This is a genomic window from Nocardiopsis sp. NPDC101807 (genome assembly GCF_044766605.1).
Lineage (GTDB): Bacteria > Actinomycetota > Actinomycetes > Streptosporangiales > Streptosporangiaceae > Nocardiopsis > Nocardiopsis tropica.
Genome location: NZ_JBIWMK010000001.1, coordinates 881,134 through 897,886, shown reverse-complemented (window position 1 = coordinate 897,886; position 16,753 = coordinate 881,134). Strand labels below are relative to the sequence as shown.

Genomic DNA, 16,753 nt, shown 5'->3' with positions numbered 1-16,753 from the left:
GTGGCGCGCCGGGGGGCGCCGCCCGCCCGGTCGGGCGGCGCCCCGGTCGGCCGGCGCGCCGCCGGGCCCGCGGGGGCCCGGGGCGTGCCCCGGGGGGGGGGGGGGGGGCGACCCGGGCGCTCCCCGGGTGGGACACAATGGTGCCGTGATCGTCATCACCCGCTACTCCGTTCCCGAGGCCGACCTCGACGCCTTCCGCGCCGACGCCGAGGCCGCCGTCGAGGCGCTCTCCCGCCGCCCCGGATTCCGGGGCCACCGCCTCGGCCGCGCCGCCGACGACCCCGGCCTGTGGACGGTGGTCACCGAGTGGGACGGCGCGGGCTTCTACCGCAGGGCGCTGTCCGACTTCGACGTCAAGGTCAACGCCGTCCCCCTGCTCTCCCGCGCCATCGACGAGCCGAGCGCGTACGAGATCGTCGCCGGAGGCGGCGCCCCCGCCTGAGAGGCGCGCCCGTGCCCGTGCACGTACGGTGTGCGAGGGCTTGCCGGGTGCTCTAGCCTGGGTGGACGCGGACGTCCGACGGTGCCACTCCCCGGTTTCGGCGCACGTACCGCTTCCCACACGACGATGTATCGCGAACCGCGATCCACCGACTGCCAGCCGGATGGAGAGTCACCCATGGCCGCCAAGTCAGAGGCAATGGACGCACTGGTCAACCTCGCCAAGCGCCGAGGTCTGGTCTACCCCTCCAGTGAGATCTACGGAGGTCTGCGCGCGGCCTGGGACTACGGCCCCCTCGGCGTCGAGCTGAAGAACAACGTCAAGCGCCAGTGGTGGCGCTCGATGGTGCAGGAGCGGGAGGACATCGTCGGCCTGGACTCCAGCGTCATCCTGGCCCGCGAGGTCTGGGAGGCGTCCGGCCACGTGTCGACGTTCGTCGACCCGCTGACCGAGTGCCAGTCCTGCCACAAGCGCTTCCGTGCGGACCACCTCGTCGAGGCGTACGAGGAGAAGCACGGCCACGAGCCCGCCGACGGCCTCGCCGCCATCGCGTGCCCCAACTGCGGCGCCAAGTCCTCCTTCAGCGAGCCGCGCATGTTCAACGGGCTCCTGCGCACCTACCTGGGCCCGGTGCAGGACGAGAAGGGCCTGGCCTACCTACGCCCGGAGACCGCGCAGGGCATCTTCATCAACTACAAGAACGTCGAGCAGAGCGCACGCCGCAAGGTGCCCTTCGGCATCGGCCAGATCGGCAAGTCGTTCCGCAACGAGATCACGCCCGGCAACTTCATCTTCCGGACCCGTGAGTTCGAGCAGATGGAGATGGAGTTCTTCGTCAAGCCCGGCACCGACGCCGACTGGCACCAGTACTGGATCGACACCCGCTTCCAGTGGTACGTCGACCTGGGCATCGCCAAGGACAACCTGCGCCTGTTCGAGCACCCCGCGGAGAAGCTGTCCCACTACTCCACGCGCACCGTGGACGTGGAGTACCGCTTCAACTTCGTGGGCAGCGAGTGGGGCGAGCTGGAGGGCATCGCCAACCGGACCGACTTCGACCTGAAGACGCACGCGGAGTCGTCCGGCGTCGACCTGTCGTACTTCGACCAGGAGAGCAACGAGCGCTACATCCCCTACGTCATCGAGCCCGCGGCCGGTGTCGACCGGGCGGTGCTCACGTTCATGCTGGACGCGTACAACGTGGACGAGGCGCCCAACGCCAAGGGCAAGCTGGAGAAGCGCGCCGTCATGCGCCTGGACCCGCGCCTGTCCCCGGTGAAGGCCGCGGTCCTGCCGCTCTCGCGCAACGCCGACCTGTCTCCGAAGGCCCGCGACCTGGCCGCCGCGCTGCGCAAGCGCTGGAACGTGGAGTTCGACGACGCCGGCGCGATCGGCCGCCGCTACCGCCGCCAGGACGAGATCGGCACCCCGTTCTGCGTGACGGTGGACTTCGACACCCTGGAGGACGACGCGGTGACCGTGCGCGAGCGCGACACCATGTCCCAGGAGCGGGTCTCGCTCGACAGGGTGGAGACCTACCTGTTCGAGCGCCTGCCCGGCTGCTGACCGCCGCACGCCCGTCCCGGACGCCGGGACGGGCGTGCGAGCACGTGGGACGCGAGGTGCGCGGCGGGTTCCGCGGGAGGAGCCGGGCCGCGGGCGAGGGCGGCGGCCGAGAGCCCGCCTCCGTCCACGCCGAGCCCTTCGCGGATCCGCGAGCACGTGGGAGCACTGCGCCCGCTCCCCTCGCGAGGGGAGCGGGCGCAGTGCTCTCACGGGTACGGGAGGCGGTGAGACGGCCGGACCCGGGGGGATGTGGTCTCCGGCCGTCTCGTCGGTTCCTCCGGCCGCACACGGCTGGGGAACCGGCTCTCAACGTAGCGCCAGGCGGTCGGAGATAAAGGCGCATTTCATCCTGCTTGTCCTACCGCGTGAGCGAATCGTGACGTGGATATGGTCCGACTGGCGCTCCCACGGGCCGCAGGGGCCGGAACCCCCTCCACCGGTCCGTACCGCGGCGGCGGCCCCGTCACCCCCGGGGCGGGCCTCAGGTCGTGTAGACGACGAAGGACACCGCGATGTAGTGGCAGACGAACGCCGCGATGGTCAGCGAGTGGAAGATCTCGTGGAAGCCGAACCAGCGCGGCGCCGGGTTGGGCCGCTTGAGCCCGTAGACGACCGCGCCGACGCTGTACAGGACCCCGCCGACGAGGATGAGGATCCACGTGGCCGGATGGGTCCCGTGGACCAGGTCGGGGATGAACAGCACCGCCACCCAGCCGATGGCCAGGTACAGGGCCGTGGACAGCCAGCGCGGGGCGTTGAGCCACAGGAGCTTGAAGCCGACCCCGGCGATGGCCCCGCCCCAGACCAGCGCCAGCATCGCCGTGCGCAGGGCGCCGTCGAGGACGAGCACGATGAACGGCGTGTACGTGCCCGCGATGATCAGGTAGATGTTCGAGTGGTCCATGCGCCGCAGCACCTTCTGCGCGCGGGGCGACCACCGGCCCACGTGGTAGACGGCCGAGGTGCTGAACAGCAGTACCGAGCTGAGCGCGTACACGGCGCTGGCGAGCAGGGCCGGCACGGTGGGGGAGAGCGCCACCAGGACGATGCCGGCGGCGAGGGCGAGCGGCGCCGTCCCCAGGTGGAGCCAGCCCCGGAGCCGGGGCTTGACCGCCTCGAGGAAGTCTCCGGCCGCGGCGGCGGCCCTCTCCGGCACGGACGCGTCCCCCCGGGGGTCCCCGCCGTCCTGCGCGGTCCCGGCGCCGTGTCCGGCCTCCCCGGCCCCCGCGCCGCCGTTGCTCCGCGTCCGTTCCTCCGACACGTTGTTCCCCTCCGTCCCGCGGTCCGCGCCGCTGCGGGCCTCTTGCCCAGCCTAACTTACGGAGGCGTAGGTTACTTGCCGGTAAACCTGTGTCGCGCGGCACAGCGGTCCCCGGCGGGGGTGTTGCGCGAGATTGGTCGGGTGCGGCCGTGGGGCGGCAGGGGCGGGAGAGAAGCTCCTCCGCCCACGCATGCGAGGCTGTGACCAGGGAGTCTGTGGAGGCCGGGGTGTTCGGTCCCTGCTGTGGAGGGTCGGGTCGGCATTCCTGGACTGAACCATTGGTATAGACCTCTTTAACGCCCTTGACCTGCTGGGATGTCGCCAAATGGTGGTTCATGAAGAGGTGATGATGCGCAGTGTGGATAGAGTCGCGCCCATCCGGGCACAGGCGCCGATCCACCGCGGAGCCGTCGAGAATCGAGGGAGACCCCCGTGGCCAAGTACGTCTACACCTTCACCGAGGGCAACAAGGACCTGAAGGATCTCCTCGGCGGCAAGGGGGCCAACCTCGCCGAGATGACCAACCTCGGACTCCCCGTGCCCCCCGGCTTCACGATCACCACCGAGGCGTGCCGCCACTACCTCGCGCGCGGCAGCGTCCCCGAGGGCCTGGACGCCGAGATCGAGGCCAACCTCGCCGAGCTGGAGAGGACGATGGGGCGCCGCCTCGGCCAGGCCGACGACCCGCTCCTGGTGAGCGTCCGCTCGGGCGCGAGGTTCTCCATGCCCGGCATGATGGAGACGGTCCTCAACATCGGCCTCAACGACGAGTCCGTCGCCGGCCTGGCCGCCCGGGGCGGGAACGAGCGCTTCGCTTGGGACTCCTACCGCCGCCTCGTCCAGATGTTCGGCAGGACCGTCCAGGGCATCGACGGCGACCTCTTCGAGGAGGCCGTCGAGGAGGTCAAGGCCGCCAAGGGCACCACCGACGACCTGGACCTCGACGCCGCCGACTTCCGCGAGCTCGTCGTGCGCTTCAAGGACATCGTCCTGGAGCGGACCGGGCGGCCGTTCCCCTCCGACCCCCGGGAGCAGATGTCCCTCGCCGTCAAGGCGGTCTTCGACTCCTGGGACGCCCCCCGGGCGGCCCTCTACCGCCGGCAGGAGCGCATCCCCGCCGACCTCGGCACCGCCGTCAACGTCTGCGCCATGGTCTTCGGCAACCTCGGGATGGACTCCGGCACCGGCGTCGCGTTCACCCGCGACCCCGCCTCCGGCCAGCCGGGCGTCTACGGCGACTACCTCCAGAACGCCCAGGGGGAGGACGTGGTGGCCGGCATCCGCAACACCGTGCCCCTCGCCGACCTGGAGAAGATCGACGCCCGCAGCCACGCGGAGCTGATGGGCGTCATGGACACCCTGGAGAACCACTACCGCGACCTGTGCGACATCGAGTTCACGATCGAGCGCGGCAAGCTCTGGATGCTCCAGACCCGGGTGGGCAAGCGCACCGCCGCGGCCGCCTTCCGCATCGCCGACCAGCTCGTCGACCAGGGCATGATCTCCCTGGACGAGGCCGTCCAGCGGGTCACCGGGGACCAGCTCGCCCAGCTGATGTTCCCCCGCTTCGACGAGACGGCCCTGGCGGGGGACGGCGTCCGCCGCATCGGCCGCGGCATGAACGCCTCTCCCGGCGCCGCCGTCGGCAAGGCCGTCTTCGACTCCTACACCGCCGTCAAGTGGTCGCGCAGCGGCGAGAGGGTCATCCTCTGCCGCAGGGAGACCAACCCCGACGACCTGGAGGGCATGATCGCCGCCGAGGGCATCCTCACCAGCCGCGGCGGCAAGACCTCACACGCGGCCGTCGTCGCCCGGGGCATGGGCAAGACCTGTGTCTGCGGCGCCGAGGAGATCGACGTGGACACCAAGAACCGCAGGCTGACCGCCCCCGGCGGCGAGGTGGTCGAGGAGGGCGACGTCATCTCCATCGACGGCGCCAGCGGCGAGGTGTACCTCGGCGAGGTGCCCGTCGTGGACTCGCCCGTCGTGCGCTACTTCGAGGGAGAGATCGACCCCGCCTCCGACCAGGCCGACGACCTCGTGCGCTCCGTCGACCGGCTCATGCACTACGTCGACGCGGCCCGCCGCATGCGGGTGCGCGCCAACGCCGACACCGCCGAGGACGCCGCCCGCGCGCGGCGCATGGGCGCCCAGGGCATCGGCCTGTGCCGCACCGAGCACATGTTCCTCGGCGACCGCCGCCAGCTGGTGGAGCGGCTCATCCTCGCCGACACCGCGGACGAGCAGCGCGACGCGCTCGCGGAGCTGCTGCCCCTCCAGCGCGAGGACTTCGCCGGGATCCTGGAAGCCATGGACGGGCTGCCCGTGACGGTCCGCCTGCTGGACCCGCCGCTGCACGAGTTCCTCCCGGACATCACCGAGCTGTCGGTGCGCGTGGCCGTCGCCGAGGCGCGCGGAGAGAGCCACGAGAACGACCTGAGGGTGCTCCAGGCGGTGCACAGGCTGCACGAGCAGAACCCGATGCTGGGCCTGCGCGGCGTGCGCCTCGGCCTGGTCGTCCCCGGGCTGTTCTCCATGCAGGTGCGTGCCATCGCCCAGGCCGCCGTCGACCGGATGGCCGCGGGGGGCCGTCCCCGGCCCGAGATCATGATCCCGCTCGTCGGCACGGTGCAGGAGCTGGAGATCATCCGCGAGGACGCGCTGGGGGTGCTGCGGGAGGTGGGACGGGAGAACGGGGTCGAGCTCGACTTCCCGGTCGGCACGATGATCGAGCTTCCGCGCGCGGCGCTGACCGCCGGTGAGATCGCGCAGAACGCCGAGTTCTTCTCCTTCGGGACCAACGACCTCACCCAGACCGTGTGGGGCTTCTCCCGCGACGACGTCGAGGCCTCGTTCTTCTCCGCCTACCTGGAGAAGGGCGTGTTCGGGGTCTCGCCGTTCGAGTCCCTGGACGTGGACGGCGTCGGCCGCCTGATCCGCATCGCGGTGGAGGAGGGCCGCGCGGCGCGGCCCGGCATCAAGCTCGGCGTGTGCGGCGAGCACGGCGGGGACCCCGCCTCGGTGCACTTCTTCCACCGTGTGGGCCTGGACTACGTCTCCTGCTCCCCGTTCCGGGTCCCCGTCGCCCGCCTGGAGGCGGGCCGCGCGGCCGGGCGTTCCGCGGGCTGAGGATCCGGGCCGGACGCCGTCCCCGCGGGGTGGGGCGTCGCCCGCCCCCCGCGGGGAGCGGCCGGCGCCGCGCCCCGGTCGGGTGGGGCGCCGGCGACGACCCGGCGGCGGAGGGAGGGCCGTCCGGCGCCGGCTCGGGAACCGGCCGGGGGCCACCCTCCCCGGAGGGCCGTCGGCCACGGAGAACGCCCTAGAATCGACCCGGCCGACGGCGGGGTCCCGAGGCGCTCGCTGTGACCTCTTCGTGATGTATTCTGGCCGCCGGTAAGGCCACCGCTCCCGGCCTGCCCCCACACGCGGAGGCGGGACGCGCCGACACCACCCCCGCTCCCGCTCGCACGTCTCCGCGCCGCCGCGAACCGCCGGCCGGTACGGACCGTCCCAGCGGGTAGCAGGATCCCTGTTCAGAGAAGTTGTGCGGAGGTGAGCCGGTGCGAACGGCGAACGACGGCCGCGGCGACGAGCCGTGGGAGGAGCCGGTCACGGCCCCCTCCTCAGACGACGAGTCGACCAGGGTCTTCTCCCGTGACGACTTCACCGCTGTTCCCGCCCCTCCCGGGGAGGGGGCCGGGGACCGCTCCGGCGGCGCGGACGGCGAGGCCACCCGCGAGTTCACCAGGACGGGGCCCGCCGCGTCCGGCGACTCCGCCACCCGCGAGTTCGCCCGCCCCGGGCCCTCCGCCCCCGGGGGCGAGCCCGACGACGGGGGCACCCGCGCGTTCGACCGGCCCGACCCGGCCTTCGACGACCTCTACGGCGCTCCGGCGGAGGACGCCCCCACCGGAGCGGTCTTCACCCGGCGCTTCGTCAGGGACCGGCCGCAGCCCCGGGGCCCCGGCCGGCGCGCCCCCGCGGCCGAACCCTCCGGCGGCGGCCCCTTCGACGACGGGCCCTTCGACGACGGGCCCCCTCCCCGGGACGGACGCCCCGCGCGCCCCGCTCCCCGGCCGCGCCGCCGCAGACGGCGTCCCGTCCGCCTGCGCTGGATCGTCACGCTCCTGCTGCTCGTGGCACTGGCCGTCCCGCCGGGCACCTGGGGCTGGGTCTGGTACACGGCCCGCCAGGACGACCGCGTCGCCTCCGACGCCATCGTCGTGCTCGGGGCCAGCCAGTACAACGGCGTCCCCTCGCCCGTGTTCGAGGCCCGGCTGAGGCACGCACAGGTCCTCTACCTGGAAGGCGTCGCCCCCGTCATCGTCACCGTCGGAGGCAAGCAGCCGGGCGACAACTTCACCGAGGCGGCCGCGGGCAAGAACTGGCTGGTCGAGGTCGGCATCCCCGCCGACCAGATCATCGCCGTGGAGGAGGGCAGGGACACCCTCCAGAGCATCGGCGCCGTCTCCCTGGTGTTCGAGGACCGTGCCTGGGAGACGGCGGTCCTGGTCTCCGACCCCTGGCACAGCCTGCGCTCCAAGCGGATGGCCGCCGACTTCGGGATCGAGGCGGGCACCTCGCCCTCCCGCTCCGGGCCGGCCGTCATCGAGCGGCGCACCCAGCTCTGGTACATCACCAGGGAAACCGCGTCGCTCTGGTACTACTGGATCTTCAACGACAGCAGCGACATCCGCGTCAACGCTGCCTGACCAGCGCGGAAGGCGTGTTTGGTCCCTGCTGGGAAGTAGGGTCGCACACGATGACGAACCACCCCCGCGACGAGGGCGGAGCCGACGGCTACACGCCGGCGGACACCGAGCGCAAGGCGCGCGAGAACCGGAAGAACCGGGCCCGCGGCCCTTTCGAGCGCGACCGGGCCCGGGTGCTGCACAGCGCCGCCCTGCGGCGCCTGGCCGCCAAGACCCAGGTGGTCCAGCCGGGGGTGAGCGACTTCCCCCGCACCCGCCTCACCCACTCGCTGGAGTGCGCGCAGATCGGCCGTGAACTCGGCCAGGCGCTGGGCTGCGACCCGGACCTGGTCGAGGCGGCCTGCCTCTCCCACGACCTCGGGCACCCCCCGTTCGGGCACAACGGCGAACGGGCCCTGGACGAGGCCGCGGCCGCCTGCGGCGGGTTCGAGGGCAACGCCCAGAGCCTGCGCCTGCTCGTCCGCCTGGAGGGCAAGGTCATCGACCCCGACGGGCTCAGCGCGGGGCTCAACCTCACCCGTGCCACCCTGGACGCCACCGTCAAGTACCCGTGGCTCCGGGGCGAGGGCCCCGACACCCACAAGTTCAACTGCTACCCCGACGACACGGAGACCTTCGCCTGGCTGCGCCGGGGGGCGCCCGCCGGCCGCACCTGCTTCGAGGCGCAGGTCATGGACTGGGCCGACGACGTGGCCTACTCCGTCCACGACGTCGAGGACGCCCTGCACGCCGGACTCGTCGACATGGCCGCCTTGCACGGCGCCGACGAGCGCGCCGAGGTCGTCCGGATCGCCGCGGCCTACTACTGCGACGCCGACCCCGCCGAACTGCACCACGTGTTCGCCGAACTCCTCGCGGCGCCCGTGTGGCCCAGCAAGTTCACCGGGGACCTCGCCTCGCTCGCCGCCCTCAAGAACCTCACCAGCGAGCTCATCGGCCGTTTCTGCCGGGCGGCCGAGCACGCCACCCGCGCCGCCCACGGCCAGGGACGGCTCACGCGCTACGGCGCCGACCTGGTCGTGCCCCGCCGGGCCCTCCTGGAGTGCGCGCTGCTCAAGGCGGTCGCCGCCCACTTCGTGATGTCCCGCGTCGAGGCCATCGCCTACCAGGCGGAGGAGCGCCGCCTCATCACCGAGCTCGTCGGCGCCCTCTGGAAGAGCGCCCCCGACGGCCTCGACCCGCAGTTTCGCGCGGCCTTCGCCGGGGCGCCCGGCGACGCGGCCGCGCTGCGCGTGGTCGTCGACCAGGTCGCCTCGCTCACCGACACCTCCGCCACGGCGCTGCACGCCCGTCTGGTGGGCTGACGGGAGGGGGTTCCCGGGGGTTCCGGGGCCCGAAGGGTCGGGGGCTCCCGCGGGGGCCGCACCGACGATTCGGTCGGGCAGGGGGGTTGACGCCTCGCATGTTAACGCTAACAATGTTGTCCGCGTCACATTTCCCCTGAAATTCCCGGAGGTGTCGTTCAGGTGAACCCCCCCGGTGGCCGCACCCCCGTCATGGCGGACGTCGCCAGGCTGGCCGGTGTCTCCCACCAGACGGTGTCCCGTGTCATCAACGGCCACCCCAACGTCCGCCAGGAGACCGTCCTGCGGGTGCAGAGGGCGATCGACGAACTCGGCTACCACCGCAACTCCACGGCTCGGGCCCTGGTCACCCGCCGCACCAACGTGCTCGGCGTCCTCGCCTTCGACACCACCCTCTTCGGCCCGGCGCAGACCCTGGCGGGGATCGAGCGGGCCGCGCGCGAGGCCGGCTACTTCCTGAGCATGGTCAGCCTCGACGACGTGTCGCCGGCCGGCGTCGTCGCCGCGGCCGACTTCCTGATCCAGCAGTCCGTCGAGGGCTGCATCGCCATCGCCCCGCAGAGGGGCCTGGTCGACGCCCTCGCCGCGCTGCCCGGCCCCCTGCCGCTGGTCGCCGTCGAGGGCGGCGAGGGCTCCGGCCTCCCCGTCGTCTGCGTCGACCAGGTCCAGGGGGCGGAGGAGGCCGTCCGCCACCTCCTGGCGCTCGGCCACCACACGGTCCACCACATCGAGGGGGACCCGCTCTGGCTGGAGTCCGAGGCACGCGTGTTCGGATGGCGCCGGGCCCTGGAGGAGGCGGGCGCGCCGGTCCCGGAGCCGCTCCAGGGCGATTGGAGCCCGCGGTCCGGCTACGACCTCGGCCGCGTCCTGGTGGAGCGGCGGGCCGCGGGGGAGCGGGTGACCGCGATCTTCGTGGGCAACGACCAGATGGCCATAGGGGTCCTGCGCGCCCTGCACGAGGCGGGACTGGGCGTGCCGGGGGACGTCAGCGTCGTCGGCTTCGACGACATCCCCGAGGCGGAGTACCTCACGCCGTCCCTGTCCACCGTGTACCAGGACTTCGCCCAGGTCGGCCGGGAGAGCCTGGAGCTGCTCCTCGGCGAGATCGGGGCGGGCCGCACCGGATCGGCCGACCCCGCCGGGGCCGGGAGACGCGTGGTCCCGGCGGAACTGAGGCACCGGGGCAGCAGCGGGCCACCGCCCCCCTGACCGCCCGTCCCACGCGCCTCCTCCACGGAAGGAACCCCCTGTGCGCGAGAATGTTAACGCTAACAACAAGCCGTCCCCCGACGCGGTCGTCATCGGCGTCGACTTCGGGACCCTCTCCGGCCGCGCCGTCGTCGTCCGGGTGGCCGACGGGACCGAGCTCGGCTCCGCCGCCCACACCTACCGGCACGGCGTCATCACGGAGCGCCTGCCCGCCTCCTCCGAGCCGCTGACCCCCGAGACCGCCCTCCAGTGCCCCGAGGACTACCGCGAGGTCCTGCGCACGGCCGTGCCGGAGGCGCTGCGGGCCTCCGGGGCCGACCCCGGTCAGGTGGTCGGCATCGGCACCGACTTCACCTCCTGCACGGTCCTGCCCGTGACCGCGGACGGGACCCCGCTGTGCGAGCTCCCCGACCTCGCCGGACGCCCGCACGCGTGGCCCAAGCTGTGGCGCCACCACGCCGCCCAGCCGGAGGCGGACGAGATCAACGCCCTCGCGGAGAAGAGGGGGGAGACGTGGCTCGCCCGCTACGGCGGCCGGATCTCCTCGGAGTGGCAGTTCGCCAAGGCGCTCCAGGTCCTGCGGGAGGACCCCGAGGCGTACGGGCGCGCCGACCGCTGGATCGAGGCCGCCGACTGGATCGTCTGGGAACTGTGCGGACGCGAGACCCGCAACGTCGCCACCGCCGGGTACAAGGGCATCCACCAGGACGGCGCCTGGCCCTCCGCGGAGTTCCTGGCCGCACTCGACCCGCGCTTCGCCGGCTTCGTCCGGGACAAGCTCGCCCACCCCCTCTCCCAGCTGGGCGAGCGCGCGGGCGGCCTCACCGCCCGGGCCGCGGCCTGGACGGGCCTGCCCGAGGGGCTGCCCGTCGCGGTCGGCAACATCGACGCGCACGTCACCGCGGCCACGGCCCGGACGACCGGCAACGGCCGGATGCTCGCCATCATGGGCACCAGCACCTGCCACGTCATGAACTCCGACGTCCTCGCCGAGGTCCCCGGCATGTGCGGGCTGGCCCTCGGCGGCATCACCCCCGGGGCCTGGGGCTACGAGGCGGGCCAGAGCGGCGTCGGCGACATCTTCGCCTGGTTCGCCGACTCCCACGTGCCGCCCGCCTACCACGAGGAGGCCCGCGAACGCGGCCTCTCCGTCCACGACCTGCTCTCCGACCGGGCCTCGGGGGCTCCGGTCGGGGGCCACGGCCTCGTCGCCCTGGACTGGCACAGCGGCAACCGCTCGGTCCTGGTCGACCACGACCTGTCCGGCGTGCTCGTCGGGATGACCCTGGCCACCCGGCCGGAGGAGGTCTACCGGGCCCTGGTCGAGGCCACGGCCTTCGGCACGCGCACGATCATCGGGGCCTTCGAGGCCGCCGGGGTCCCGGTCGAGGACTTCACGGTGGGCGGCGGCATGGTCCGCAACCCGTTCGTGCTCCAGGTCTACGCCGACGTGCTCGACCGCCCGATCCGGCTGGTCGCCTCCGAGTACAGCTGCGCCGTGGGGGCCGCCATCCACGCGGCCGTCGCGGCCGGCGCCCACCCCGACGTCCACGCGGCGTCGGCCGCCATGGGCCGGGTCCGGGAGGAGACCGTCGACCCCGATCCCGCGAGGGCGGCGGCCTACGACGACCTCTTCGAGGTCTACACCGAGCTCCACGACCACTTCGGCCGGGGCGGCAGCCAGAGCCTGCGCCGCCTCCGGGCCATCCGCAACGCCACCCTGGCCACCGCGGGGGACGGCACCGAGGAGGGAACACGATGACCGCCGACACGGCCCGCACCGTCCCCGAGGAGCACCGGGCGGAGGTGGAGCGCCTGCGCGAGCACCTGTGCGCGCTGCACGCCGAACTGCCCCGCTGGAAACTGGTCACCTGGACCAGCGGCAACGTCTCCGCCCGCGTCCCCGGCGCCGACCTCATGGTGATCAAGCCCAGCGGGGTCTCCTACGACGACCTGGTCCCCGCCGACATGGTCGTCTGCGACCTGGACGGCCGGGTGGTCGAGGGGGGCCGGTCCCCCTCCAGCGACACCGCCTCCCACGCCCACGTCTACCGCGCGCGCCCCGACGTCGGCGGGGTCGCCCACACCCACAGCGCGTACGCGACGGCCTGGGCCGCCCGGGGGGAGTCCATCCCGTGCGTCCTCACGGCGATGGCCGACGAGTTCGGCGGCGACATCCCCGTGGGACCGTTCGCCCTCATCGGCGGCGACGAGATCGGCAGGGCGGTGGTCGACACCCTCCGGGGCCACCGCTCCCCGGCCGTCCTCATGCGCGGCCACGGCGTGTTCACGGTCGGCGCCTCCGCCCGCGCCGCGGTCAAGGCCGCGGTGATGTGCGAGGACGTCGCCCGCACCGTCCACATCGCCCGCCAGGGCGGCCCCCTCGAACGCCTGCCCCAGGAGCACATCGACGCGCTCCACGACCGGTACCAGAACGTCTACGGCCAGTAAGGAACGATCGTGCCCCTCCCCACGCCCCCGGCCACCGCGCACGCGCCCGTCGGGACCCGTGCGCCCCGTATCGGCCTCCTCGGCATCATGCAGCCCCTCTACGACGACATGATCCCCGGCATCACCGAGCACCAGGCCGCGTACGCGGGCCGTGTCGCCGAGAAGCTCTCCGGCGTCGCCGAGTGGACCGTGGCCCCCCCGGTGCGCGGGCGCGCGGACGCCGAGCGCGCGATGCGCGCGTTCGAGGACGCGGAACTCGACGGGGTCCTCGTGGTCATGCTCACCTACGGGCCCTCCCTCCGCGTCACCCGCATGTTCAGCGGGGCCCGGCTGCCGATCGCCCTGGCCAACATCCAGCCCGACCCCGCGGTCTCCCCGTCCTGGGACATGGACGACATGACCTACAACCAGGGCATCCACGGCGCCCAGGACACCGCCAATGCGATGGTGCGCGCGGGACTCCCCTTCGAGGTCGTCACCGGCGAGTGGCAGAGCCCCGAGTTCGCCGGGAGGATCGACCGCTGGGCCAGGGCGGCCCGCGCGGTCACGGCGCTGCGCGGTCTCCGGGTCGGCGTGTTCGGCTACCCCATGAACGGCATGGGCGACGCCCGGGTGGACGAGAGCTCGCTGCTGCGCAAGCTCGGACCGGAGGTCGAGGTCATCGCGCCGGGCTCCCTCCACCGGACGATGGCCGACCTCCCGGGGGAGGAGGTCGCGGACCTCATGGCCTGGGAGGACGGGGCCTTCGAGGTGGACGGGCGCCTCTCGAAGGAGGAACGCGAGGACCACGCCCGCATGCAGCTGGGCATCGAGAGGCTGCTGGAGGAGCGGGGGGCCGGCGCCTACTCCACCCACTTCGACGCCATCGGCGAGGACGGCCGCTTCGCGAGGCTGCCGATGGCCGCGGCCTCCACCCTGATGGCCAAGGGGTACGGGTTCGCGGGCGAGGGCGACGTGCTGGCCGCCTCGATCGTCTACGCCGGGCACCAGCTCGCCGGGGACGGACACTTCACCGAGATGTACGCCATGGACTTCCCCAGCGACTCCATCCTCATGAGCCACATGGGGGAGGGGAACTGGCGGGTCGCGCGCGAGGACGAGCCCGTCCGGCTGATCAAGCGCCCGCTGGGGATCGGCGGCCTCGACGACCCGCCCACCATCGTCTTCCGCTACCGGCCGGGCCCCGCGACCCTCGCCTCCCTGGTCTTCCTCGGCGGTGAGGACTTCCGCCTGGTGGTCGCGGAGGGCGAGGTGATCGACGCGCCCGGACTGCCCTCGCTGGAGATGCCCTACGGACAGTTCCGCCCCGAGACGGGCGTGCGGTCGTGCATGGACGCCTGGCTCAGGTCCGGCGGCACCCACCACATGGTCATGAACACCGGCGCGAGGGCCGAGGACTGGAAGGTCCTCTGCTCGCTCGCCGGCATCGAGTACGTCCGGGTCTGACCCGGAACCCGCGGCGCCGAGGCGCCCGCATCCCGGGGAGGGCCCGCGGGCCCTCCCCACCCCCCCGGCGCAAGGAGAACACCATGCGCGTCCGACCCCCCGAACCCCCCGCTTCCCCCGACCTCCCGGCCCCGGTCCCGCGCGGCCCCGGCCGCCGGGCCTTCGCCGCCGGAGCCCTCGCCGCCGCGGGCCTGGCCGCAGCCGGGTGCGCCCCCTCACCGGCCCTGCTCTCCGGCAGGACCCGCCTGCGCCAGTGGAACCTGTTCGCGGGCGGGGACGGCATGCGGATGATCGAGATGCACGACGCCTATGAGCGCGAGCACCCCGGAGTCGACTTCCGGGCCACCACCTTCAACTGGGGCTCCCCCTTCTACACCAAGGTCGCGATGGGCGCCGCGGGCGGGCGCGGCGCGGACATCGCCACCGTGCACGTGTCCCGGCTGGAGAGCCTGGCGCCCGGGCGGCTCCTCGACCCGATCGACCCCGTGATGCTCGCGGAGGCGGGGATCGACGACACGGTGGTGCTCCCGCGGATCTGGGAGAAGTGCTTCTTCGACGGGGAGCTGTACGCGATCCCCATCGACACCCACGTGCTCATCCAGTTCGTCAACCTCGACGTGTGCCGCAGGGCGGGCGTGCTCGACGCCGACGACCGGCTCGTCGAGGTCTCCGGGCTGGACGGCTACCTCGACCTGCTCCGCGAGATCCAGGGCGCCACCGGGGAGTACGGCCTGTCCGTCGACACCTGGGCCCCCTGGCCCAACTTCTGGGCGCTCTACCGCCAGCAGGACGGCGACCTCCTCATCGGCGAGGACGACTTCGAGCTGGACGACGACAAGGCGCTGACCGCCATGGAGGTCATGTACCGGCTCTCCGAGGAGGGGCTGTCGCCGAGGCACTCGATGCTCGCCGACACGGCGGCCAACCTCGCCAACGGCCAGGCCGGGCTGATGATCCACGGCAACTGGGAGATCCCCACCCTGGAGGCCGCGGGCACGGAGTTCACCGCGACCCAGTTCCCGGCGGTGTTCGGCAACAACCGCACCCGCGGCGACTCGCACTGCTACGTGTTCCCGCACCAGCGCGACAGGGACCCCGAGCGCACCCGCGCCGCCGTCGGGTACGCCGCCTGGATGCTGCGCCACAGCATCACCTGGGCGGCCGGAGGGCACATCCCCGCCTACCTGCCGGTGGTGGAGAGCGACGAGTACGACGCACTGCACCCGCAGTCGGAGTACGCCGAGGCCGCCGAGAACGTCCAGTTCGAGCCGCAGGCCTGGTTCAGCGGTTCGGCCGGGCGCCTCCAGGAGGAGGCCACCGGCCCGCTGACCACCCTCCACCAGGGCACCCAGACCCCCGAACAGGCCCTGGACCAGCTCAAGGGGGCCATCCGCACCCTGATCGCCGTCCCCTCACCGGTGTAGGGAGGAACCCCGTGACCACTCGTGCCCCGGCGCCCCCTCCGGGCGGCCGGACGGACCTCCCCGACGTGCGGCGCCGTCCACCCGCTCCGACCGGGCTCTGGTTCGTGCTGCCCTTCCTCGCCTTCTACCTGGTGTTCCTGCTCTGGCCCGCGATCGTCGGGTTCGGCTACACCTTCACCGACCGCAGCCTGGCCGGCGGGCCGACCTCCTTCGTCGGCCTGGAGAACTGGGCGGAGAGCCTCACCGACCCCGCGATGTGGGAGTCGCTGTGGAACACGCTGGTCTTCACCGTGCTCAGCGTGCCGCTGATGGTGGCGCTCGCCCTGGCCCTGGCCCTGCTGACCGACCACGCCCGCAAACTGGGCTGGTTCCTGCGGTTCGGCTTCTTCGCCCCGTTCGTGCTCCCCGTCGCGGTCATGACGCTCATCTGGGGCTGGATGTACAACCCCAGCCTCGGCCTGTTCAACGGCATGCTGGACCGGATCGGCGTGCAGGGCCCCGAGTGGCTCTTCGGCGAGGGCACCGCGATGGTCTCCGTGGTCATCGCCACCGCCTGGTGGCAGGTCGGGTTCAACTACCTGCTCTACCTGGCCGCCATGCAGTCGATCCCCGGGGAGGTCTACGAGGCGGCGGCCATCGACGGGGCCGGGGCCTGGCAGCGGATCGGCCGCATCACGCTCCCGCTGCTGAAGCGCACCACCGCACTGATCACGGTCCTCCAGCTGCTCGGGTCGCTCCGCGTGTTCGAGCAGATCTACCTGATGACGGCGGGCGGCCCGAACTTCGCCACCCGCACCGCCATCCAGTACATCTACGACTCCGGGTTCGTCGGGCTCCGCATCGGCCTGGCCTCGTCGATGGCCTACGTCTTCATGGTCATCGTCATCGCGGCCTCCGTCGCCCAGTTCCGCCTCTTCTCCCGGAAGGAGGCCTGACGC

General features: G+C 72.8%; 12 protein-coding genes. 11 read left to right on the top strand and 1 reads right to left on the bottom strand.

From position 1 onward, the window contains the following. Window positions 1-145: 145 nt before the first annotated feature. Together ACIRPH_RS03890 and ACIRPH_RS03885 are read left to right on the top strand one after the other, a co-directional pair. Window positions 146-442: an antibiotic biosynthesis monooxygenase family protein gene (locus ACIRPH_RS03890; RefSeq protein ID WP_402908843.1), complete on the top strand. Its 297-nt coding sequence runs from the start codon at window positions 146-148 to the stop codon at window positions 440-442. Window positions 443-619: 177 nt separating this feature from the next. Next, window positions 620-2,008, top strand: a complete 1,389-nt coding sequence (locus ACIRPH_RS03885) for a glycine--tRNA ligase (RefSeq protein WP_402908841.1) — start codon at window positions 620-622, stop codon at window positions 2,006-2,008. Between the two features lie 481 nt (window positions 2,009-2,489). Here the strand turns inward: ACIRPH_RS03885 and ACIRPH_RS03880 are convergent, their stop codons facing one another. Then, window positions 2,490-3,269: a hemolysin III family protein gene (locus tag ACIRPH_RS03880; protein WP_402908839.1), complete on the bottom strand. Its 780-nt coding sequence runs from the start codon at window positions 3,267-3,269 to the stop codon at window positions 2,490-2,492. 432 nt (window positions 3,270-3,701) lie between these two features. On the opposite strand from ACIRPH_RS03880, the gene ppdK reads away from it, so the two are divergent. From ppdK to ACIRPH_RS03835, 9 genes are all read left to right on the top strand, one after another. Beyond that, on the top strand, window positions 3,702-6,398 hold the full coding sequence (gene ppdK / locus ACIRPH_RS03875; RefSeq protein ID WP_402908837.1) for a pyruvate, phosphate dikinase: 2,697 nt from the start codon (window positions 3,702-3,704) through the stop codon (window positions 6,396-6,398). A gap of 431 nt (window positions 6,399-6,829) precedes the next feature. Further along, on the top strand, window positions 6,830-7,981 hold the full coding sequence (locus tag ACIRPH_RS03870; RefSeq protein WP_402908835.1) for a YdcF family protein: 1,152 nt from the start codon (window positions 6,830-6,832) through the stop codon (window positions 7,979-7,981). A gap of 50 nt (window positions 7,982-8,031) precedes the next feature. After that, the gene (locus ACIRPH_RS03865; RefSeq protein ID WP_402908833.1) at window positions 8,032-9,285 is read left to right on the top strand and encodes a deoxyguanosinetriphosphate triphosphohydrolase; all 1,254 of its coding nucleotides are present in this window, start codon (window positions 8,032-8,034) and stop codon (window positions 9,283-9,285) included. A 192-nt stretch (window positions 9,286-9,477) separates the two neighbouring features. Next, window positions 9,478-10,494 (top strand): LacI family DNA-binding transcriptional regulator, encoded by a 1,017-nt coding sequence (locus ACIRPH_RS03860; protein WP_402909523.1) that lies wholly within the window; start codon window positions 9,478-9,480, stop codon window positions 10,492-10,494. 40 nt (window positions 10,495-10,534) lie between these two features. Continuing rightward, window positions 10,535-12,256: a ribulokinase gene (araB, locus tag ACIRPH_RS03855; protein ID WP_402908831.1), complete on the top strand. Its 1,722-nt coding sequence runs from the start codon at window positions 10,535-10,537 to the stop codon at window positions 12,254-12,256. Continuing rightward, window positions 12,253-12,945: an L-ribulose-5-phosphate 4-epimerase gene (locus tag ACIRPH_RS03850; protein ID WP_402908829.1), complete on the top strand. Its 693-nt coding sequence runs from the start codon at window positions 12,253-12,255 to the stop codon at window positions 12,943-12,945. Before araB ends, ACIRPH_RS03850 begins: the two co-directional genes overlap by 4 nt. Before the next feature lie 9 nt (window positions 12,946-12,954). Next, window positions 12,955-14,391, top strand: coding sequence for an L-fucose/L-arabinose isomerase family protein (locus ACIRPH_RS03845; protein ID WP_402908827.1), 1,437 nt, complete (start codon window positions 12,955-12,957; stop codon window positions 14,389-14,391). Window positions 14,392-14,474: 83 nt separating this feature from the next. Continuing rightward, complete coding sequence (locus tag ACIRPH_RS03840; RefSeq protein ID WP_402908825.1) at window positions 14,475-15,815, top strand: extracellular solute-binding protein; 1,341 nt, start codon at window positions 14,475-14,477, stop codon at window positions 15,813-15,815. An 11-nt stretch (window positions 15,816-15,826) separates the two neighbouring features. Further along, the gene (locus ACIRPH_RS03835) at window positions 15,827-16,750 is read left to right on the top strand and encodes a carbohydrate ABC transporter permease (protein ID WP_402908823.1); all 924 of its coding nucleotides are present in this window, start codon (window positions 15,827-15,829) and stop codon (window positions 16,748-16,750) included. Window positions 16,751-16,753: the final 3 nt, after the last annotated feature.

Coding starts and splice junctions, on each gene's coding strand:
- ACIRPH_RS03850 (WP_402908829.1), top strand. CDS start 12,253: ATGACCGCCGACACGGCCCGCACCGTCCCCGAGGAGCACCGGGCGGAG.
- ACIRPH_RS03865 (WP_402908833.1), top strand. CDS start 8,032: ATGACGAACCACCCCCGCGACGAGGGCGGAGCCGACGGCTACACGCCG.
- ACIRPH_RS03885 (WP_402908841.1), top strand. CDS start 620: ATGGCCGCCAAGTCAGAGGCAATGGACGCACTGGTCAACCTCGCCAAG.
- ACIRPH_RS03860 (WP_402909523.1), top strand. CDS start 9,478: ATGGCGGACGTCGCCAGGCTGGCCGGTGTCTCCCACCAGACGGTGTCC.
- ACIRPH_RS03840 (WP_402908825.1), top strand. CDS start 14,475: ATGCGCGTCCGACCCCCCGAACCCCCCGCTTCCCCCGACCTCCCGGCC.